The sequence below is a fragment of the Micromonospora noduli genome (assembly GCF_003264365.1).
GTDB classification, from domain to species: Bacteria; Actinomycetota; Actinomycetes; order Mycobacteriales; family Micromonosporaceae; genus Micromonospora; species Micromonospora noduli.
In genome coordinates this window covers 1-20,354 of the sequence record NZ_PYAK01000029.1, presented here as the reverse complement: position 1 = coordinate 20,354, position 20,354 = coordinate 1, and the positions used below count along the sequence as shown (strand labels likewise).

At 72.2% G+C, this 20,354-nt stretch carries 17 protein-coding genes and 1 riboswitch; of the genes, 9 read left to right on the top strand and 8 right to left on the bottom strand.

From position 1 onward, the window contains the following. Positions 1-76: 76 nt before the first annotated feature. Genes GUI43_RS21010 through GUI43_RS21000 form a run of 3 tightly spaced genes read right to left on the bottom strand, consistent with a single transcriptional unit; the run spans position 77 to position 3,506 of the window. Positions 77-2,323, bottom strand: coding sequence for a heavy metal translocating P-type ATPase (locus GUI43_RS21010; RefSeq protein WP_112581783.1), 2,247 nt, complete (start codon positions 2,321-2,323; stop codon positions 77-79). 12 nt (positions 2,324-2,335) lie between these two features. Beyond that, a complete protein-coding gene (locus GUI43_RS21005; protein WP_112581784.1) occupies positions 2,336-3,283 on the bottom strand; it encodes a DUF8832 domain-containing protein in 948 nt (315 codons plus the stop codon). A 13-nt stretch (positions 3,284-3,296) separates the two neighbouring features. Continuing rightward, positions 3,297-3,506: a heavy-metal-associated domain-containing protein gene (locus tag GUI43_RS21000; protein ID WP_112581785.1), complete on the bottom strand. Its 210-nt coding sequence runs from the start codon at positions 3,504-3,506 to the stop codon at positions 3,297-3,299. A gap of 94 nt (positions 3,507-3,600) precedes the next feature. On the opposite strand from GUI43_RS21000, the gene GUI43_RS20995 reads away from it, so the two are divergent. The 3 genes from GUI43_RS20995 (at position 3,601) to GUI43_RS20985 (ending at position 6,887) form a co-directional block, all read left to right on the top strand. Then, positions 3,601-3,897 (top strand): metal-sensitive transcriptional regulator, encoded by a 297-nt coding sequence (locus GUI43_RS20995; RefSeq protein WP_030329541.1) that lies wholly within the window; start codon positions 3,601-3,603, stop codon positions 3,895-3,897. Positions 3,898-4,195: 298 nt separating this feature from the next. Beyond that, positions 4,196-5,566 (top strand): YibE/F family protein, encoded by a 1,371-nt coding sequence (locus tag GUI43_RS20990; RefSeq protein WP_112581786.1) that lies wholly within the window; start codon positions 4,196-4,198, stop codon positions 5,564-5,566. Between the two features lie 166 nt (positions 5,567-5,732). Next, positions 5,733-5,863, top strand: a riboswitch (cyclic di-AMP (ydaO/yuaA leader). Between the two features lie 4 nt (positions 5,864-5,867). Beyond that, the gene (locus tag GUI43_RS20985; RefSeq protein WP_112603581.1) at positions 5,868-6,887 is read left to right on the top strand and encodes a coiled-coil domain-containing protein; all 1,020 of its coding nucleotides are present in this window, start codon (positions 5,868-5,870) and stop codon (positions 6,885-6,887) included. Between the two features lie 56 nt (positions 6,888-6,943). Here the strand turns inward: GUI43_RS20985 and GUI43_RS20980 are convergent, their stop codons facing one another. Continuing rightward, a complete protein-coding gene (locus GUI43_RS20980; RefSeq protein WP_112699576.1) occupies positions 6,944-7,681 on the bottom strand; it encodes a carbonic anhydrase in 738 nt (245 codons plus the stop codon). A 226-nt stretch (positions 7,682-7,907) separates the two neighbouring features. Here GUI43_RS20980 and GUI43_RS20975 point away from each other — a divergent pair, with 226 nt between their 5' ends. Next, on the top strand, positions 7,908-8,243 hold the full coding sequence (locus tag GUI43_RS20975) for a helix-turn-helix transcriptional regulator (RefSeq protein WP_112581789.1): 336 nt from the start codon (positions 7,908-7,910) through the stop codon (positions 8,241-8,243). Between the two features lie 51 nt (positions 8,244-8,294). Beyond that, a complete protein-coding gene (gene mycP, locus GUI43_RS20970; RefSeq protein WP_249037804.1) occupies positions 8,295-9,524 on the top strand; it encodes a type VII secretion-associated serine protease mycosin in 1,230 nt (409 codons plus the stop codon). Between the two features lie 98 nt (positions 9,525-9,622). Here mycP and GUI43_RS20965 read toward each other — a convergent pair whose 3' ends face one another. From GUI43_RS20965 to eccCa, 3 genes are all read right to left on the bottom strand, one after another. Continuing rightward, positions 9,623-9,901 carry a WXG100 family type VII secretion target gene (locus tag GUI43_RS20965; protein ID WP_030329555.1) on the bottom strand — a complete coding sequence of 93 codons (279 nt, stop codon included), beginning with the start codon at positions 9,899-9,901 and terminating at the stop codon, positions 9,623-9,625. Positions 9,902-9,926: 25 nt separating this feature from the next. Continuing rightward, positions 9,927-10,235: a WXG100 family type VII secretion target gene (locus GUI43_RS20960; RefSeq protein WP_030329557.1), complete on the bottom strand. Its 309-nt coding sequence runs from the start codon at positions 10,233-10,235 to the stop codon at positions 9,927-9,929. Positions 10,236-10,439: 204 nt separating this feature from the next. Then, positions 10,440-14,405 carry a type VII secretion protein EccCa gene (gene eccCa / locus GUI43_RS20955; protein WP_112699575.1) on the bottom strand — a complete coding sequence of 1,322 codons (3,966 nt, stop codon included), beginning with the start codon at positions 14,403-14,405 and terminating at the stop codon, positions 10,440-10,442. Positions 14,406-14,571: 166 nt separating this feature from the next. On the opposite strand from eccCa, the gene eccD reads away from it, so the two are divergent. Continuing rightward, positions 14,572-15,969 carry a type VII secretion integral membrane protein EccD gene (gene eccD, locus GUI43_RS20950; RefSeq protein WP_112581791.1) on the top strand — a complete coding sequence of 466 codons (1,398 nt, stop codon included), beginning with the start codon at positions 14,572-14,574 and terminating at the stop codon, positions 15,967-15,969. A gap of 22 nt (positions 15,970-15,991) precedes the next feature. On the opposite strand, the gene GUI43_RS20945 is transcribed toward eccD, so the two are convergent. Then, positions 15,992-17,179, bottom strand: a complete 1,188-nt coding sequence (locus tag GUI43_RS20945; RefSeq protein WP_112699574.1) for a type VII secretion protein EccE — start codon at positions 17,177-17,179, stop codon at positions 15,992-15,994. Positions 17,180-17,342: 163 nt separating this feature from the next. On the opposite strand from GUI43_RS20945, the gene eccB reads away from it, so the two are divergent. From eccB to GUI43_RS20930, 3 genes are all read left to right on the top strand, one after another. After that, positions 17,343-18,962 (top strand): type VII secretion protein EccB, encoded by a 1,620-nt coding sequence (eccB, locus tag GUI43_RS20940; RefSeq protein ID WP_112699573.1) that lies wholly within the window; start codon positions 17,343-17,345, stop codon positions 18,960-18,962. Between the two features lie 46 nt (positions 18,963-19,008). Further along, on the top strand, positions 19,009-19,419 hold the full coding sequence (locus tag GUI43_RS20935) for a hypothetical protein (protein WP_225855044.1): 411 nt from the start codon (positions 19,009-19,011) through the stop codon (positions 19,417-19,419). Then, on the top strand, positions 19,412-20,354 hold a 943-nt coding region (locus tag GUI43_RS20930; protein ID WP_112699572.1), incomplete at its 3' end, for a WXG100 family type VII secretion target. The genes GUI43_RS20935 and GUI43_RS20930, both read left to right, overlap by 8 nt.

Below are 20,354 nucleotides of genomic sequence, written 5' to 3'. Positions count from 1 at the left end.
CTCCATTGCAAGCATTGCAAGCGTCGCTACAACCACAGAGGTACCCCCGTCGTCAACGGCCCAACCATTACCGTCGTCACAGATCGGCAGCGGCCGGACGGAACCGACGCAGCCGCAGACTGTTGGCCACCACGAAGACCGAGGACAGCGCCATCGTGGCGCCGGCGATCATCGGGTTGAGCAGCCCGGCGGCGGCCAACGGCAGGGCCGCCACGTTGTAGCCGAACGCCCAGAACAGGTTGCCCCGGATGATGCCGAGCGTGCGTCGGGACAACCGGATGGCGTCCACCGCCGCGTCCAGGTCGCCCCGGACGAGGGTGAGGTCGGCCGCCTCGATCGCCACGTCGGTGCCGGTGCCCATGGCCAGCCCCAGGTCGGCCTGGGCCAGCGCCGGGGCGTCGTTGACCCCGTCACCGACCATGGCCACCGACCGTCCCTCGGCCTGGAGCCGCTTGATCACGTCGACCTTCCCGGCCGGCAGCACCTCGGCGATCACCTCGTCGACGCCCACCTCGGCGGCGACCGCGCGAGCCACTGTGGTGTTGTCCCCGGTCAGCAGGACCGGAGTCAGCCCCAGCCCACGCAGCCGCGCCACCGCCGCCCGGCTGGTCGGCCGGACCACGTCGGCGACAGTGAGCACGCCCCGGGCCCGTCCGTCCCAGCCGGCGACGATCGCCGTACGGCCGGCGGCCTCCGCGTCGCGCACGGCCCACTCGACCTCCGGCGGTACGTCGATCTCGCGCTCGCGCAGCAGCCGGACCCGGCCGACCAGCACGGCCCGTCCGTCGACAGTGCCGGTCACCCCCAGCCCTTCGAGGTTGCCGAAGGCGGTCACCGGGGGCAGCGCGCCCTCATCGGTGGCAGCGGCCGCGACCGCACGGGCGATCGGGTGCTCGGAAGCGGCCTCCACCGCCCCGGCGAGCCGGAGCAGCTCGGCCCGGTCCACACCGCTCGCCGGCACAACGTCCACCAGTGTCATCCGGCCGGTCGTCACGGTGCCGGTCTTGTCGAGCACCACGGTGTCCACCCGGCGGGTCGACTCCAGCACCTCCGGGCCCTTGATCAGCACGCCGAGCTGGGCGCCCCGACCGGTGCCGACCAGCAGCGCGGTCGGGGTGGCCAGGCCGAGCGCGCACGGACAGGCGATGATCAGCACGGCCACGGCGGCGGTGAACGCGGCGGTCGGGCCGGCCCCGGTGCCGAGCCACCAGCCGAGCGTGCCGACTGCGAGGGTGATGACGATCGGCACGAAGACCCCGGAGATCCGGTCCGCCAGCCGCTGCACGGCCGCCTTGCCGCTCTGCGCCTGCTCCACCAGGTCGGCCATCCGGGAGAGCTGGGTGTCCGCGCCGACCCGGGTGGCGGTGACGATCAACCGCCCACCCGCGTTGATCGTGGCGCCGACCACGCCGTCACCCGGGGCGACCTCGACCGGCACCGACTCACCGGTGAGCATGCTGGCGTCGACAGCGGAGGTGCCCTCGTCGACCACCCCGTCGGTGGCGATCTTCTCCCCGGGGCGGACCACGAACCGGTCACCGACGGCGAGCCGGTCCACGGGGATCAGGGTCTCCACGCCGTCACGCAGCACCGTCACGTCCTTGGCGCCGAGGTCGAGCAGGGCGCGCAGGGCGGCACCGGCCGTCCGCTTGGACCGGGCCTCGAAGTAGCGACCAGCCAGGATGAACACGGTGACCCCGGCGGCCGCCTCCAGGTAGATGTTGCCGGCGCCGTCGGTCCGGGTGATGTCGAAGCGGAACGGGTGCGTCATCCCGGGCATCCCCGCGTCACCGAGGAAGAGCGCCCAGAGCGACCAGCCGAACGCGGCCAGGGTGCCGAGCGACACCAGGGTGTCCATGGTCGCCGCGCCGTGCCGCAGGTTGGTCCAGGCGGCCCGGTGGAACGGCAGCCCACCCCAGACCACCACCGGGGCGGCCAGGGTCAGCGACAACCACTGCCAGTAGTCGAACTGCCAGGCCGGGACCATGGCCAGCAGGACCACCGGCACGCTCAGGACCACCGACACCCAGAGCCGGGTACGCGGTGCCCGCAACGGGTCCACCGGGGGTTCCGCGCTGGGCGGGGCCGGCAGCGCCGCCGTGTAACCGGTCTTCTGCACGGTCCCGATCAGGTCGTCCGGCGTGACGCCGTCGGCGTACCGGACGGTCGCCTTCTCGGTGGCGTAGTTGACGGTGGCGCTCACCCCGTCCATCCGGTTGAGCTTCTTCTCGATCCGGGCGGCGCACGCGGCGCAGGTCATCCCGCCGATCGCCAGTTCGATCCGGTTCGGCGCCTCAGGTAGTGGTCTGCTGGTGGTGGTCATCGTCTGGTCCCGTCAGTTGTGTCCGTGCCCGGGGGTGCCGTGGTCGGTCCCGCCGGTCGGTGCGGGTCCGCTCGGAGTGGGGACGTCTCCGGTCGGGGCGGCGCCGGCGACCACTGTGAACTCGGCGGTGTGCACCCTCCCGCCGTGTTGGAAGTCGAGGTAGAGCCGGTAGCTGCCGGCCGAGGGCACCTCGGCGAGGAAGGTGACGGCCGGACCGGGCCGGGTGCGGCCATCGCCGGGCGTCCCGTCCGGGTGCACGTGCAGGTACGCCAGATCACCCCGACGTAGTGCCACCAGGTGCCCGTACGCGCCCAGGTAGGGCTCCAGGTCGGTGACCGGCTGCCCGTCCCGGCTGACGGTCAGGGTCAGCGACGACGTGCGGCCGGGCTGCGGCGCACCGGTCAGGGTGACCGTGTAGCCGTCGACTGTGGTGCTGGTCGCCGGGGCGGGCAACGGCCGTTCGGTCAACTCGCCGGGGACGGTCACGTCCACGCCGAGGGTCAGCGACTCACCCCCGGTCGGGGTGAAGTCGGCGAACGCCCGCCACTGCCCGGGGCCGGCCAGCGGGGTGTCGACCCGCCAGGTGCCGTCCGGGGCAAGCTCGGGGTGGACGTGACGGAAGCCGGAGAGGTCCCGACGGGCGACGATCAGGTGCATCTGCTTGTCGTGCGCCACGTCGTACCGGGTGACCGGGCGGCCGTCCGGGCCGGCGATCCGGAAGGCGAACTCGCCGGCCGGGGCGGCGACCGGTTGGAGGGTGTAGCCCCGGTCGGAGACGAGCAGGCCGCCGGGGAGCCGATCGGCCACCTCGTCGTGCTCGCCCGTCGCATGGGCGGCGTCGCCGTCGTGCCGGCCCTCGATCACCGGGGCGCTGTCGACCACCCGGCCGACCCCGTACGTCGCGCCGAAGATCGCCGCCAGGCCGACGGCGAACCCGGCCAGTCTCGTCACGGTGCGCACGCCGACCCGCCGATCACGCGTCGACGAGGTCGTAGCCGGCCTCGTCGACTGCGGCTCGGACGACAGCGGTGTCCAGCGGCTGATCGCTGCTGACGGTGACCCGGCCGGCCGCGAGGTCGACCTGGACGTCGCGCACGCCCGGGATGGCGCCGACCTCGGCACTCACCGCGCTGACGCAGTGGCCGCAGGTCATGCCCTGGACCTGGTACGTGGTGTTGACCATTGGACCGTCTCCTTCGAGGTACCGGTACCCGGTGGGGGTATCTCAACAGAACCGACCGTACCATACCCCCTGGGGGTACGCTATCCTGGTGGACATGACCGCACCCACCCCGATCCGCGGATACACCGCCAGCAAGGACCAGCTGCTCGCGCGGCTCCGCCGCGTCGAGGGGCAGGTCAGGGGCATCGAGAAGATGGTCGACGACGACCGCTACTGCATCGACGTGCTCACCCAGATCTCCGCCATCCAGGCCGCCCTCGACAAGGTGGCCCTCGGGCTGCTCGACGGGCACGCCCGGCACTGCATGCACGAGGGCGCCGCCGAGGGTCGGGCCGACGAGATGGCCACCGAGATGATGGCGGCGGTCGGCCGGCTCATGAAGCGCGGCTGACCGCCCGAGGTCCGCCGCGCGGGCGGTTCGGCCGCCCGACACTCCGCCACGACCTGCAGGCCCCGGGAGGGCTGGCTAGCATCTCCCACGATGGCCCTCCGAATGCCGCTGCACAGTCGGGCACCCGCGCCGCCACGTCGTGGCGGCGCCCCCGGCCGACCGGGCCGAGCACTGACCGTCCGTGATCAAGCGGTCGTCAGGCAGCGATCCGCCCCGCCGTCCGCCGCGTTTCCACCGCAACGGTGAACCGCCAGGCCCGCTGACCCGTATCCCGCACCGGATCGTTGGGAGTCTCGCTTTGGGTTCCGACCACACTCACACTGCTCCGTCCGCCCCACCAAGGGTGCGACGGATCCTCGTCGTGACTGTGGTACCCCTCTTCGTCGCCACCGTGCTGGCAGCAGCGCTGCTCTGGCCGCGCGGCGGGTCACCGCAGACCGATGGTGGCGCGGACGTGCCGCGCTACCCCGGCACCGTCACCCGGGTGGTGAGCGAGCCGTGCCCGCCGGTGCCGTCGGTTCCCGAGGGCACACCGAGGGTCGGGGACGGGCGGTGCGGCACCGTCGACGTGCGGGTGGACGATGGGCCGACCGCCGGCCAGCAGGTACGGACACCGGTGCCCGACGGGCCCGGCGCACCCCGGGTCGAGGTCGGCGACGAGGTCATCCTGGTCGAGCTGGCTGACCCGACCGATCCCACCACCAGCAACTGGAACATCGCCGAGCACCAACGCGGCACCCCGATGGTGTGGCTGGCGGTGATCTTCGCGGCCGCGATCGTCGCGTTCGGTCGGTGGCGAGGTCTGGCAGCGCTCGCCGGACTGGCCGCCAGCTTCGCCATCCTGCTCACCTTCGTGCTGCCGGGCATCAGCGCCGGCGGGTCACCGCTGCTGGTGGCGGTGGTCGGCGCGGCCCTGATCATGTTCGTGGTGCTCTATCTGACCCACGGGGTCACCGCACAGACCTCGGTCGCGGTGCTCGGCACCCTGGGCAGCCTGGTGCTGACCGGCGTGCTCGCCACCATCGCCACGGCCGCGACCCACCTCACCGGCTTCGGCAGCGAGGACGCCACCACCCTGTCAATGTTCCAGGGCGACGTGGACCTGCACGGCCTGCTGCTCGCCGGGATCATCATCGGATCGCTCGGGGTGCTCGACGACGTGACGGTCACCCAGGCGGCCACCGTCACCGAACTGGCGAACGCCAACCCCGGGCTGACCCGGTTGCAGCTGTACCGTGCCGCCACCCGGGTCGGCCGCGCGCACATCGCCTCCACTGTCAACACCATCGTGCTGGCGTACGCAGGCGCGTCACTGCCCCTGCTGCTCCTGCTCACCGCCGACTCGCGGCCGATCGGACAGATCCTCACCAGTGAGTTCCTCGCGCAGGAGATCGTCCGCAGCGCGGTCGCCACCCTCGGTCTGATCGCCGCCGTGCCGCTGACCACCGGGCTGGCCGCGGTGGTGACCGCCGCCGGGCGTACCGCTGCCACGGCGTCCACCGACGCTTCCGCGCCCCGGCCCCAGCCGGACCGCAGCGAGGCACTGGCCGCACTCAGCTCACCGCGAACGGCCGGCTCCGACGAGCCGGCCCGGACGCGGACCGCACCCCCATCCGAGGCCACCGACCGGTGGCCGGAGTCGAACAGGAGCACGGATACGGCATGGTGACACTCCTCAGCGTGACCAGATCGGGCATCCACCCTGAGAACCGCGTCACTGGTCACTCAACGCTATGGCGAAATGACGCTTTTGGTCGGCATCCAGGCGTAGCTCACCCGGTCGACTCTCGGGTAACCTCGCTGCCGGTTACCGATGAAGGCGCGAAGCGGCGCCTGCGGTGCCACCGCCCAATCGCCAACCGGCGAGCCGGGGACCCAGGTGCCTGGGGTGAATCCGCGTCAGCGGTAGGGGCCACTTCCGCCCCGAACCCGTCAGCTAACCCGGTCGGCGGTCGACGGAAGGGAACATTGTGACGGCACCCCTACACCGCTGGTTGAGTCCCGTGGTGGCCGTGATCGCCGCACTGACCGTGCTCGCCGGGCCGCTCCCTGCGCACGCCGCCCCGACGAACCCCACACCCTCCGGGCACGAGGAGGACGGCGAGCCCAAGCTGCTCAACGACGTCATCGAGCAGGCCAACCGCGACTACTCCGCCGCAAAGTCCAAGCTGGACAAATCCAAGAAGCGGCAGGGCGAGTTGGCCGCAGAGGTCAACCGGGCCAAGGCCGACCTGGACGCGTTGGCCCCGCAGGTCGGGCAGATCGCCGCCCAGGCGTACCGGACCGGCCGGATCGGTGCGGTCGCGATGCTGCTGGAGAGCGATGCGCCCGACTCGTTCGTCCAGCGCGCCGGGATGCTCGACGAGATAAACATGGTCAACGAGAAGAAGCTCTCCGAGGTCAACGAGGTGAAGGCCCGCGCCGAGCAGGCCAAGCTGGCCCTCGACACCGAGGTCCGCGAGCAGCAGAAGCAGACCGCCCTGATGGCGAAGCGCAAGAGCGAGGCCGACAAGGCGCTCTCCCTCGTCGGCGGCAAGGGTTTCACCGGCGGCCTGGTGGATGCCACCTCCAAGGTCGCGAAGATCGGCCCGGGTCGCACGGCCGACGGTGACTGGAAGCCCCAGTCGTGCAGCGAGAACGACCCCACCACGTCCGGTTGCGTCACGCCGCGCACGCTGCACGCGTACAAGGAGGTCAAGGCGGCCGGCTTCAACCGGTTCGTCGGCTGCTACCGCCCCGGCGGGCCGTGGGAGCACCCGAAGGGCCGCGCCTGCGACTGGTCGCTACAGAAGAGCGGGTTCTCCCCGTGGCACAACAACGACACCCGGACGTACGGCAACAACGTCGCCGCGTTCCTCATCCGTAACGCCGACCGGCTGGGCATCTACTACGTGATCTGGAACCGGCAGATCTGGTTCCCGGCCACCGGCTGGAGTTCGTACAGCGGGCCGTCGAACCACACCGACCACGTCCACATGTCGCTGCTCTGACCCGCACGATCCCGGTCGAGGGCCGTTCCGCGTGACGCGGAGCGGCCCTCGTCGCGTCAGACGGTGGCAGGCGCGGCCGGGTCGGTCGACTCGGGTGATCCGGCCGGGGTCTCCAACGTCGCGAGGCCGGCCGGTACGACGGCCACCGGGCGCACCGCTCCGGCGGCCAGCCGGTAGGACATTCCCACCACCGCGCACCGTCCCCGCGCCACCTCGCCGGCGAGCACGGGCGACTGCCCGAGCAACGTCTCGACGGTCTGGGCGATGTGGATGTCGACGATGCCGTCGATGTCGTCCACGCCCTCGGACGTGGCCCGGCGCAGGCTGGGCAGAACGGCGTCGACCACCGCGCCCAGATGGCCACTCGGCGCGGTACCGGTCGCGGCGGACTCCCGGGCGGCCTGCACCGCACCGCACGAGTCGTGGCCGAGCACCACCACCAGCGGGACGCCGAGGACGGTCACCGCGTACTCGACGCTGCCGAGCACCTCGGGGCCGGCGGTGTGCCCGGCGGTGCGAACCACGAACAGGTCGCCCAGCCCCCGGTCGAAGATGATCTCGGCGGCCAGCCGCGAGTCGGAGCAGCCGACGATCACCGCGAACGGGTGTTGCCCGTCGGCCACGGCGGCCCGGTGCCCGGCATCCTGGTTGGGGTGGCGTGGGGCGCCATCGACGAAGCGCCGGTTGCCGGCAACCAGCTCGGCGTACGCCCGGGTCGGCTCGCTGGGCGCGGTGGCCCGGCCGGTGGTCCGCTGCGGACCCGGCTGACCGCCGGAGCTCCCGGTATGACTCATCCCGCACCTCGTCTCGACGCATCTGACCTGGTCAAACCGGCTTTCCGCCGGCCGGGCGGCAGGCGCTGGCTCGTGCTCCACCGTCACACGCACCGTAAGATGCGTCAAGGTATGCGTGATTTAGATTTCATACGTTGACTCCGGCCACCCCCTGGGCAACCTTCCCGGGGCAGGGCGGACCAGACTCTCGCGAGGGCAGGCGGACATCCGGAAAGGCGGTCACACGATGGCGAGCACGGTGACGGACGACACCGGCGGCGGGCGGAACTGGACGTTCCTCACCAATCACGGGCACGTCCTGCTGGCCATCGCCCGCGACCCGACCGCCCGGTTACGCGACGTCGCCGCCGAGGTCGGAGTGACCGAACGAGCCGCGCAGGCGATCGTCGCCGACCTGGAGGCTGGCGGTTACCTGCACCGCACCCGGGTCGGACGACGCAACGAATACACCCTCAACCCGGCCGGCCGGTTCCGGCACCCCGCCGAGGCCGACCGGCAGGTCGGCGACCTGCTCGCGCTGTTCGCCGACGTTCCCACCGCGAAGGCAGAGCCCCAGGCCTGACCCCGGTCACCGGGGGCCGCTGACCGACGGTCGCGGCGGTAACCTTTGCGGGTGCGCGAATGCCCGCCGTTGAGCGCGACCCCGTCCCGCCGTGCCCTTCACGGTGTCCTCAGTGGAACGCTGGCGGTCCTGCTCGGCGCCGGCCTGGTGGCACCCTCCCCCGCGACCGCCGCGCCGCCCCTCTGCGGTCCCACCGGCACCGACAGCCTGACCCAGATGCCGTGGGCGCTCCGCCGGCTGGAGCCGTCCTCGGCGTGGCCGCTGTCCCGGGGCGCCGGGATCACGGTGGCCGTGATCGATTCCGGAGTCTCCGCCGCCCACCCGCTCCTCAAGGGGCAGGTGCTCGAGGGTCGCGACTTCAACGGGCTGCCGGCCCGGCAGGGCCAGTGCGACGAGGCCGGGCACGGCACGCTGATCGCCGGCATCATCGCGGGCCGGGAGGGCACTGTCGCCCCCTTCAGCGGCATCGCCCCGGCCGCCCGCATCCTGCCGATCCGGGTTCTGCCACAGCTCGGTGCGGTCAACAACCCGCAACTCCCCGCACAGATCGCCGCAGCCATCGACTGGGCGGTCGCGCAGGGCGCCGATGTGATCAACCTGTCCCTGACCACGATTCCCCGCCCCGAACTGACGGAAGCCGTCGACCGCGCGCTGGCCAAAGGGGTGGTGCTGGTCGCCGCCGCTGGCAACCGGTCGGAAGATTCGCAGAACCTGCCGGGTTACCCGGCCGCGTACCCCGGGGTGATCGCGGTCGGCGGGGTGGACGAGCAGGGCGGCCATGTCGGCACCTCGATCAGCGGCGACTACGTCGACATCGCCGCGCCCGGGATGAACATCGTCGGGCCGGCGCCCGGAAACAGCGGCTACCGCACCGTGCCGGAGGGTGGCACCAGCTACGCCGCCGCGTACGTGTCGGGAGTAGCCGCGCTGGTCCGGGCCGCCTACCCCGGTCTCGACCCGCAGCAGGTCGCGGATCGGCTGAAACGCACCGCGGACAACCCACCCGAGGGCCAGAACGCCGACATCGGGCACGGGATGGTCAACCCGTACCGGGCGGTGTCGAGCCTGCTCGGCACCCGGGCGAACCCGCCGGCCGGGGCGCTCCCGGCGCCCGCCGTGCGGGACGACCCGCTGAGCTGGCAGCGCCCCATCGCGATCTGGGCGGCGGTCATCGGCGGGCTACTCGCCGGGCTGCTGCTGGTCGCGCGACCGATCCTGGCCCTTGGCCGCCGACGCGACTGGCGCCCCGGCCGACGCACCGACGCACCAACTGCCGGCTGAGCGGGGCGCACCACGGCCCGACGCCTACGCCCGCCAACGTCAGACACAGAGCGGCTCCGGGCCGGGCGAACCGGACCGGAGCCGCTCGTGCGAATGCCTCAGCTCCACACCTTGGAGTTGCTCATCTCCGTGGTGAGGTAGTTTTCGCGGGCGATGCCCACGGCACCGCCGATCTCGTTCAGGATCCGGTTGATGTCCCGGACCGCCGCGTCCCACTTCGCCTGGTGCTGCTCGTAGGCAACCCGGTCCTCGCCGTCCCAGTGCAGCTTGGTCAGCATCGACCGCAGCGTGTCAAGCTTTTCCTCGAGGGTCTTCGAGATGGCCTGCATCTGCTGGTTGCTGCTCTCGAGGACCGCATAGTCAACTTTGATCGTCACGTTTTCCTCCTCTGCCGGCTACGGATCACGGGTTGAGAGCAGAGTGGAACTTGTCCAGCATCTGCTGCTGCTCTTCGTCGTTGACCTGGTGCGTCGTACCCGACTTGTCGAGCAGGTCAGCGATGCTGTCCATCGCCGTCAGCAGTTTGACGGTGTCCTCGTTCCAGCGCGTCATCAGCGACTGGAAGCCCGTGGACGCCTGACCCTTCCACGCGATGGCCAGGTCGTCGACCACGTTCCACAGCTTCTTCAGCTCGCCGTCGACCTCGCTGCGCGTGGACCGCACGTCACTCGCGGCGGTATGCAGAGTCGCAGCTTCGACCTCGAACGCCATGCTTCACACCCTTCCGTCTGTTGTGGTGGCGGCTTCGCCGCATCCTCCCCCGCGGCAAGGCAGCAACACCCCACCGACGGACACTCCTGTGAAGACCGTACTGGAACGTGTCCAGCCCTCGCAGCCCTGACCGGTCACGTTCGATGGATGGTGGTGAATCGGGCCGGAACGGCCCACCACCCCCTACCGAACGACCGACAGCGCTCAGGTTGGCTCGGACCAGGCGGTCTGAATCAGCTGCTGGCCATCGCGACGGCGAACCAGGGTGCCCCGGCCGGGCGGCTGCGGGCTCGGCCGCAACGTGCCGAAGACCGCGCCCTCCTCCCGGTTTCCGGACATCAGCAGGCCCGGCGAGTCCAACTCGCGAAGCCGTTGCAGCACCGGCTCGTACAGCGCCCTGGACACACCACCGACGCGGCGCGTGACGATCAGGTGCAGACCGATGTCGCGGGCCTGCGGCAACAGCTCGTGCAGGGCGCTCAGCGGGTTGCTGCCGCCCGAGGCCACCAGGTCGTAGTCGTCCACCAGGATGTACAGGTCCGGACCCTTCCACCAGCTCCGATCACGCAGCTGGGCGGTGGTCACGTCCGGGCCGGGCAGACGGTTGGACAGCGCGCTGCGGATCGACGCGAGCCCCTGAGCGAACGCCTGGTTCGACGGGGCGTAGTCGAGCAGGTGGTCACCCTCCACCGCCCCCAGCAGGCCACGCCGGTAGTCAGCGATCACCAGCCGGGCCTGCGCCGGCGTGTACCGCTCGGTGATCCCCCGGGCGATCAGGCGCAGCAGGTTGGTCTTGCCGCACTCCGCGTCGCCGAAGACCGTCAGGTGCGGCTCGTTGGCCAGATCCAGGTAGACCGGCGCGAGTGCCGACTCGTTGACACCGATCGGGAGACCGGGCGCCGAGCGGTCGATGATCCGGGCCAGCTCCGCCACCGGCAGCCGGCGCGGCAGCAACCGCACCTTCGGCGCCGGGCGACCCGGCCAGTTCGCCGCCACGTGCCCGGCCAGGGACAGAGAGGCCTCGCTCAGATCGTCGATGTCGCGACGGCCGTCGATCCGCGAGATGGCGGTGAGGAAGTGCAGCTTGTCCCGGGTCAGGCCACGACCGGGCGACTTCTCCGGCACGTTGTTCGCCGCGCGGCGGTCGATCTCGGACTCCGACGCGTCGCCGAGGCGCAGCTCCAACTTGGTGCCGAGCAGATCCCGCATGTTGATCCGGATCTCCGCCCACCGGACGGCGGTGAGCACCACGTGCACACCGAAGCCGAGGCCCCGGTTGGCCAACGTGGTGATGGTCTGCTCCAGCTCCTCGTACTCCTGGCGCAGGGTGTTCCACCCGTCCACCACCAGGAACACGTCGCCGAACGGGTCGTCGGCGAACTCGCCGGCGGCCCGGCGACGGCGGTAACTCGCCACCGAGTCGATGCCGTGCTGGGCGAAACGAGCCTCCCGCTCGTCCAGGATGGCGACCACCTCGGCCACCGTCCGGCGGACCGCCTCAACGTCGCGCCGACCCGCCACCCCCGCCAGGTGCGGCAACCGCTCCATGCTGCGCAGCGCGCCCCCGCCGAAGTCCAGGCAGAAGAACTGCACCTCCCGTGGCGTGTGCGTCAGCGCCAGCGAGGCCAGCAGCGTACGCAACATCGTGCTCTTGCCACTCATCGACCGACCGACGATGACCACGTTGCCGCCCGCGCCGGCCAGCTCGACCATCATCGGGTCCCGGCGCTGCTCGTAGGGGCGGTCCACCACACCGACCGGCACTGTCAGTCGCCCACGCCCGGGCCAGGAGGCGGTGCACAGCCCGTAGGTCGGGTCGACCGCCAGCGGGCCGAGCAGCTCACCCAGACCCGGCGGATCGGCAAGCGGCGGCAACCACACCTGGTGCGCCGGCCGGCCCCGACCCTTGAGCTGGTCGATCAGCACGTCGAGCATCGCCACGGCCTTGCCGTCGGCCGGCTGCTCCGGCTCCGGGGCGGTGGCCACCGGCGCCTGCGGGACCTGCACCGGAACGAAGTCGAGGCCGTACGGCACGATCCGCCGCTGCACCAGCGCCTGCGAGGCGGAGGCCTGCTGCCCCGGCGCCCGGTACGCCCCCGACACGTACGCGGCCCGGAACCGCAGCATGGTGCTGGTGTCCGTCTTCAGGTAGCCGTGGCCCGGCGCGTTCGGCAGCTCGTACGCGTCCGGAACGCCGAGCACGATCCGGCTCTCCACAGCGGAGAACGTCCGCAGACCGATCCGGTACGACAGGTGCGTGTCGAGGCCCCGCAGCTTGCCCTCTTCGAGGCGTTGGCTGGCCAGCAGCAGGTGCACGCCGAGGGACCGACCCAACCGGCCGATCATCACGAACAGGTCGATGAAGTCCGGTTTGGCGGCGAGCAGTTCGCTGAACTCGTCACAGATGATCAACAAGCTGGGCATCGGCGCCAGCGGCTCACCGGCCGAGCGCGCCTTCTCGTACTCGAACCGGGAGACGTAGTTGCCGGCCGCCCGCAGCAGCTCCTGCCGGCGCACCATCTCGCCGGCGAGCGCGTCGCGCATCCGGTCGACCAACGGCAGCTCGTCGGCCAGGTTGGTGATCACCGCGCTGGTGTGCGGCAGCGCCTCCAGCGAGGCGAAGGTCGCGCCGCCCTTGAAGTCGACAAGGACGAAGTTCAGTTCCTCCGACGAGTGGGTCACCGCCAACGCGGCCACCACCGTACGCAGCAGCTCGCTCTTGCCGGAGCCGGTCGCACCGATCACCAGACCGTGCGGGCCCATGCCCTCGTGCGCCGACTCCTTGAAGTCGAGCTCGACCACGTTGCCGTCCGGGCCGACGCCGAGCGGGATGCGCAGCCGGTCGCGGTGCCCACGCGGGCGCCAGGTGTTCTGCACGTCCACCGCCGCGGCGTCACCGACGCCGAGCAGGTCCGGCAGCTCCGTGCTGCGGGCCAGCGGCTCGTCGCCGCCGGTCTGCTGCTGGGAGAGCCGGAAGGGGGCGATCTGTCGGGCCAGCCCCTCGGCGGCCTCGGCGCTGAGCCGGTCGGGCCGACCCAGCGTCGACGACGAACTGCCCCGGACCAGGTCGAGTGAGCTTCCGTCATTCACGTCGAGGCAGAGCAGCCAGCGGCCGGCGTCGCGCGGCACCGTCCCGGAGAGGTCGATCACTGTGGCACCGAGCAGCCCCGGGCCGATCAGCTGACAGGTCGGCGAGATCTCTCCGCCGTCGATCACCACGACCAGGTGCGGGGCGGTGGTCAGCGGTTTGGCCTCCGGCGCGAACCGGGGCCGCCCGCCCAGCTCGGCGGCGAGCGCGGCCTCGGCCTCGGCCAGGCTGGCGAAGACCAACCGGCGCGCGCCGGCCGCGTCCGTACGACCGCTGTGGTGGGCGTGTGGCAGCCACTTCACCCAGCCCCAGGACGACTGCCGGTCGGGTGCGGCGACCACCGCGATCACCAGGTCGTCCGGTGCGTGGAAGGTGGCCAGCTGCCCCAGCGCCGCCCGGGTCAGGTCGAGCACCGGCTCGCGGTCGCCGCGCAGCACCACCCGGCTGAACGCGCGCACCGACAGCGCCGTGGGCAGGTCGGGCACAGTGGAGTGTGCCCGGACGAACCGGCGAAGCGCGATGGCGCTCATCGGCTCCAGGTCCTCCACCGGCTTCGTCTCCGGTGGGACGATCTCCACGGCGAGCCGCTGCGGGCCGAGGGCGATCCGGGTCTCGCCGAAGTCGTCCTCGGTGATCCGTCGCTCCCAGAGTCGCCGGGAGGCGGCGATCGACCAGAGCGCGTCGGGCTCCGGGTGCCGCCAGGCCATCGCGGCCCGCTGCTGCTCGGCGGCACGCCGGGTGCGCTTGCGCATCTGCGCCAGGTAGCGCATGTAGTCGCGGCGATCGGCGTTCAGCTCGGCCTTGTCCTTGCCGCCGCTGTTCGCCAGCGAGCCGATCGCCATGCCGAGCATCGAGACACCGAACAGACCACCGGCGACGTAGGTCATCATGCCGCCGCCCTTGCCGGCGTAGAGGAACGCCATGGCGCCGACCCCGCAGAACATCGGCAGGATCATGAGCAGCTGCCCCATCCCGCGGGGCGTCGGCTCGGGCAGCTCGGGAGGCGACTCCAGCAGCACCTCGCCGCGCGGTAAGGCCGGCCCCGGCTGACGCGGGAGCCGGCGGAACACCACAGTGCTCACGGCTGTCTCCTCCCCAGAAGCGGCCCTGATGACGTGCGGCCCGCGGAACACCGCCCGCGGGTGGGCATCGTACGTGCCGTCATCGTAGGTAATCTGCCGTGTGCGCGGTGGACCCGGACCGCAGCATTCCAGCCAGCCGATCACAGACGCACACCTGGAGGCCACTGTGGCGACGAAGACGGCGACCGGTGGTCTCAGCCGGATCACCATCGTGGCTCCGCGTACCCGGATGGATCTGGCGCTGCCGTCGGACGTGCCGTTGGCCGACCTGCTCCCCACCCTGCTGCGCTACGCCGGTGAGGACATGGCCGACGAGGGTGCGCGGCACGGCGGCTGGGCACTGTCCCGGTTGGGCGGTGCGCCCCTCGACGGTGGTCGTACCGCCGCGCAGCTCAGCGTCCGGGACGGTGAGGTGCTGTACTTCAACCCCCGGTCCGATGCCGCGCCGGAGATCGTCTTCGACGACGTGGTGGACGCGGTCGCCACCGCGACCAACCAGCGCCCCGGCGCCTGGCAGGTCGGCGCGACCCGCTCCTTCGCTGTGGTCTTCGCGGCGGCGGCACTCGGCGCCGGCGCGCTGGCCGCCCTCTTCGCCGGTCCGCCGCACCTGCCCGGCGCGCTGGCCGCGCTGCTGGTCGCGGTGGCGCTGCTGGTGGGCGCGGCGGTGCTGTCCAGGGCCGCCGGTGACAGCGGCATCGGCTCGGTGCTGGCCCTGGTCGGCCTGGTGCACGCCGCCATCGGCGGCCTGCTGCTGCTCGCCGGCGATCGATCGCTGACCGACCTGGCCAGTCCACATGTCCTGCTCGCGGCGACCGCCGCGGTGGTGGCCGGCGCGGTGGCCGTGCTGGCGGTCGGCGACCGGTACCCCCTGTTCTTCGCCGCGATCGGGGTCGCGGCCGCGACCGGCCTGGGCGCGGTGCTCTGCCTGGTCCTCAGCCTCGACGCGGCGGCCTCCGCCGCGGTGGTCGCGGCGGTCGCGTTCGGCGTGGTGCCGGCGCTGCCGATGATGGCCTACCGGCTGGCCCGGCTGCCGGTGCCGTCGATTCCGACCGGCCCGGAGGACCTGAAGACCGACAGCGAGTCGGTGGACGGCCGGCAGGTGCTCCAGCAGAGTGAGCGCGCCGACCAGTTCCTGACCGGTCTGCTGTGGACGGTCTCGCTGCTGGTGCTGGGCGCGCAACTCGTGCTGGCCCTGGACGGCCGCCTGCCCGCGGTCCTGCTGTGCCTGGTGCTGGCCCTGCTGGCGCTGCTGCGGGCCCGCCCCCTCCTGGGCCGGGCCCAGCGCACCCCGGTGCTGCTGGCCGGCACCGTGGGCCTGGGCCTGGCCGCCGCGACCACCTTCGCCGGTGGATCGCTGCCGGTCCGGCTCGGCCTGATCCTGGGCGGTCTGGTGCTCGCCGCGGTGATCAGCCTGATCTACGGTCTGACCGTCGCCGGTAAGCGCATCTCGCCGGTCTGGGGCCGCCTGCTCGACATCGCCGAGATCCTGCTCATCATCTCGTTGGTGCCGCTCGCCTTCTGGGTCTGCGGCCTCTACGGCTGGATCGTCAACCTCCGACCCTGACCGTGTGCCGTCGCCGCACCGGTCAGCGCGACCGCGGACCGGTGGCGACGCCCAGCGCCGAGGCGACCGGAGCGGTGGCGTAGACGCCCGGAGCATGCTGACCGTCCATCGGCCGGGTCGACGCGCCCACCCGGCCGGCGACCTCACGAACCACCTTGACCAGAGCCTCGACGTGGTTGTCCATCGCCGCGACCCGCAGCAGCGGCGCCGCCACCCGACCGTCCGACGAGACGGTCACGGCCACCGTGTGCGACGGCGCCGAGGTCGCGGTGATCGCGTCCACGAGCGGACCGAGCGGCGCGTCGAAGCGGCCCCGCAGAGCCATGCAGCGGTGCGTCCAGCCGCCGCCGCGCAGCCCACTCCAACTCTCTGCCGGCGCCTCGGGCACCAGGTCCAGACCGGCGGCCGAGACGATGGCCGCACGTAGCTCCTCCCGGCCCAGCGGGCGATGAGCCAGGCCCGCCGACGTCAGCGCCTTGCCGAGCCGGCCGATCCCGGCCGCCACCGTCCGGTGTACGCCGGTCAGCCCGCCGCCGCGGCTCACCGCCTCGACCCGGGCGTCCCGGACGGTGAGCCGCAGCGCCACCCACACGGTCCGGTGGGCCGCCGGCGGCGCACCGGGTGCCGGGTACCAGACCAGCGTGTGCGCGACGACCTGGGCCCGGGAGACCGGGGCGCTGAAGTCCGCGAGCACCTGCAGCGCGCGGTCCACCGCGGCGGCGTCGACGGAGCCGACCGCCGCACCGGTCGCGGACTGCAGGGCGACGGCGGCGAACCAGCCCTGGTCGTCACGCCCGATGCCGAGCCGGGTGCCTCGGTCGGTCAGCTCGATGACGCTCAGCTCAGGGGCGAGCGCAGCCAACCTCGGGTCGGTCGCCGTACCACTGGCCAGCGCGGCCGACGCCCGCTCACCGCGTCGCCGCAACCGTCGGCGCAGCAGCAGGTCCTCGAACCACCAGCGGCCACCCCGACGGGCGAAGGCCGCCAGGACGACCAGCAGCGCCGCGGCGCCCGCCGCAGCGAGCACCCAGGTGGGTCCGGCCGTGGCGGCCCAGACGCCGACCACGCACAACTCCAGTACGACGAGCTGCCCGACCAGCACGGGGCCGACCCGCCCGCGGCCGGGCCGCTCGGCCGGGGGCACCGGCCGGGCCGGAACGTCGACAGGGTCCGTGACCGCTCGGGCGGGTGGCGCCTGAACCTGCGTCATCGCTGACTGTCCCTCCTGCACGGTACGACTCTGCGCCGGGTCTCCTCCGGTGCCGGCCACGAGCGGTGGTCCCAAGGAACCACCGTCGGCCCCTTATCGTAGGGAAGCCCGCGACGGCACCCCGACCCTGATCGTCGCGGATCCACCCCGCCGGAGGTAAGTCATGCGGACCCGCCGCGATCAGGTGCAGGCGTACCGCTTCGTCACCCGCCGCATCGTCTCCGCCTTGCTGTCGGGCGATCCGGAGACCACCAACCTGCCGATGCGGCGGCTCGGCATGGCCGTCTTCGGCAGTGTCCTCACCGCGGCCATCGTGCTCGGCGGGGTGGGTGCCTACGGCCAGTTGACCGGTGGCGCGGCGCCGCTGGACGACCAGACCCTGGTCATCGAACGGGAGACCGGCGCGACGTACGTGTTCATCGAGGGCAAGCTGCACCCGACGCTCAACTACACCTCGGCGCGCCTCATCGTGAACGACGCGAGTGCCCAGGTGCGGACGATGTCCCAGGCGTCGCTGCGGGACCGGCCCCGCGGCGTCACCGTCGGCATCGTCGGGGCACCGGACGCCCTGCCGGACCGCAAGTCGCTGACCGGGCTGCCCTGGTCGGTCTGCGACGTGCCCGACCCGGTCGACCGGCAGCGGTCCAGCACCCGACTGGTGATCGACCGGGCGCTGCCCGGCGGCACGCCGCTGGGTGACCGGGCGGTGCTGGTCTCGGTGAACGACCAGCGGTACCTGGTCACCAACAACACCCGGCTCCAGCTACTCGACCCGTCCCGCACGATCACGGCGCTGCGGATGGCCGGCACCGAGCGACTCCAGGTCGGGCAGCAACTGCTCAACGCCGTGCCGGCCGGGCCACCGCTGCGCCGACCGTCGCTGCCCGGTGAGGGCGAGCCCAGCAGTCGCAAGGTGGCCGGGCAGTCGCACGACGTCGGTTCCGTGTTCAAGGCCGCCGGGCGGCACTACGTGCTGACCCGGGACGCTCTCGTCTCGATCAGTGAGATCACCGCTCTGCTGCTCGTCAGCAACGGCGGTCGGATCACCGACATCACCCCGAACCAGGCCAGCGAGGCGTTCGAGGAACGGCGGATCGAGGAGGAGGGGGTGCCTCCGACGATGCCCGCCCTCTACCCGGCCCAGCCCGGTCAGACCACGCTATGCGCGACGTACCGCAAGGGCAGCGCGGGCGGCCCGCCGACCACCACCCTGGAGGTCTTCGACCGGGTGCCGACCGAGTTGACCGACAGCGATCCGGGCCTGGTGCCGGTGCGCCAGACCAGGCGCGACGCCGTACGCACCGCTGAGGCGGTGCTGCTGCCCGGCGGTAAGGGTGTCATCGCGCAGGCTTCGCCCGGCGCCGGGACCAGCGGGACCGGCGCCGCCGGGTCGACGATCTACCTGATCAGCCCGCAGGGCATCCGGTATCCGCTCGGCTCGGCGGCGACACTGGACGTGCTCGGCTACGGCGGGATCACCCCGCTGGCGGTGCCCGGCTCCCTGCTCGCGCTGATCCCGACCGGGCCGACCCTGGACCGCGAGGACGCCTTCGCCGTCTTCGCTCCCGACGGGCCGGCACCGTCCGCACCACCGTCGGCCGCGCCGAGGTCGGGCTCACCATCCGCGGCGCCGCCCTCGGGCACGCCGTCCGCGGCGCCGCCGTCGGGGTCGTCGTCCGCCGCGCCACCGTCGGGGTCCACACCCTCGGGTCCGGCCGGTGGCACCCCGTCGAGCGGCGGGACCGGCGGGGGGTCCACGGAATCGACCGGCGCCGACGGCTGAGCAGCTTCGGCGGGTCGCCCGGAGTCGCACTGGTGGACTAACCTGGATGTCGCTGACGGTTGTCAACCAGAACGACGGGGATGTTGCCATGGCCGGGCGTACGGAAGTCGACCTGTTGTCCCTTGAGGACTTCCACGAGCACCTGGCGTCGCGGTTGAGCCAGGCCGAGTCGGTGCTGCGCAAGCTCAACACCGAGATGCAGTGCCGTCCTCCGGCGCTGGGCTCGTTCTTCGACGCCACCGACAAGGCGCGTCGCTACAGCGAGGTGCACCAGTCCTATGTCGACCAGGCCGAACGGATCCGGCAGGCGGTGCTGGCGGCGCAGCAGGCGACCAGCACGATCCTGAGCAACTACCGCACAGCCGAGGCGCGTAACGCGGCCAACGCCGACGATGTCACCGCCGCGCTGAACCCGGTCGACCGGGCGTTTCAGCCGAAGGAGGACGGGCGTGTCTGAATACACCCAGCGTTACCAGGGCAACAGCCACCAGCAGCTGTACGACGGCCTGATGGCGGGCAAGCCGGAGCAGATCGAGGGCGTGGCCACCCAGTGGGCCGAACTCAAGGGCGTCCTCGACGGCCTCGGCCGGGATCTGAGCGGCGACCTCGACAAGCTCGCCAACACGTGGACGGGTTCGGCGGGTCGGGAGTTCCATCGGCGACTCAGCCTGATCGTCGCCCACACCGACGCGTTGGGCGAAGGGATGGCCGGCATCAAGCAGGGGTTGACCATGATGGCCGACCATCTGCGCGCCGCCCACAAGCAGGCCGAGAGCCCGGAGGAGACCGACGACAACGACAAGGCGATCGGCGGCGCGATCAAGGGTGGCGCGGCCTTCGGCCTGACCGGTCTGATCGTCGGGGGCATCGCAGGTCACCAGCAGGACAAGGCTGAGCAGGAGAAGGCCCACCAGCGGATGGTGAACCTGGTGGCCGGCCTGGCCAACAGTTACGAGATCTCCGCCTACGACCGGGTGGTCGAACCGCCCCCGCCCGACCCGGATACTCCGAGCACCGCCCGCAAGGATCCGACGACGCCACAGAGTGTCTCGGCAATCGCCAGGGTGTCCGGCGGCCCCAACACCGGCGCTGGCACCGGGCACACCGGCGACGCGACCATCTCGTCGCCCGACCGGGTTGCCCAACTGCCGGGCGACGGTTCGACGCCGGGCGAGGTCGGCTCGGGCACCGGTGGCAGCCCGGCTGTCGGCGCCGCTCCGATCGGCGTTGGCAGCGACCTCGCTGACCGCGGCACCTCCCTCGCCGGAGCCGACCCACTGGTCGGCGGCGCGCTGCTCGGCGGGGGTGCCGCCGGGCTGGTCGGGCTGTCCGGGCCGGCCGGCGCGCCCGCTGCGGCGAGCACCGGTCCCGGCCTGCTCTATGGAGCACAGG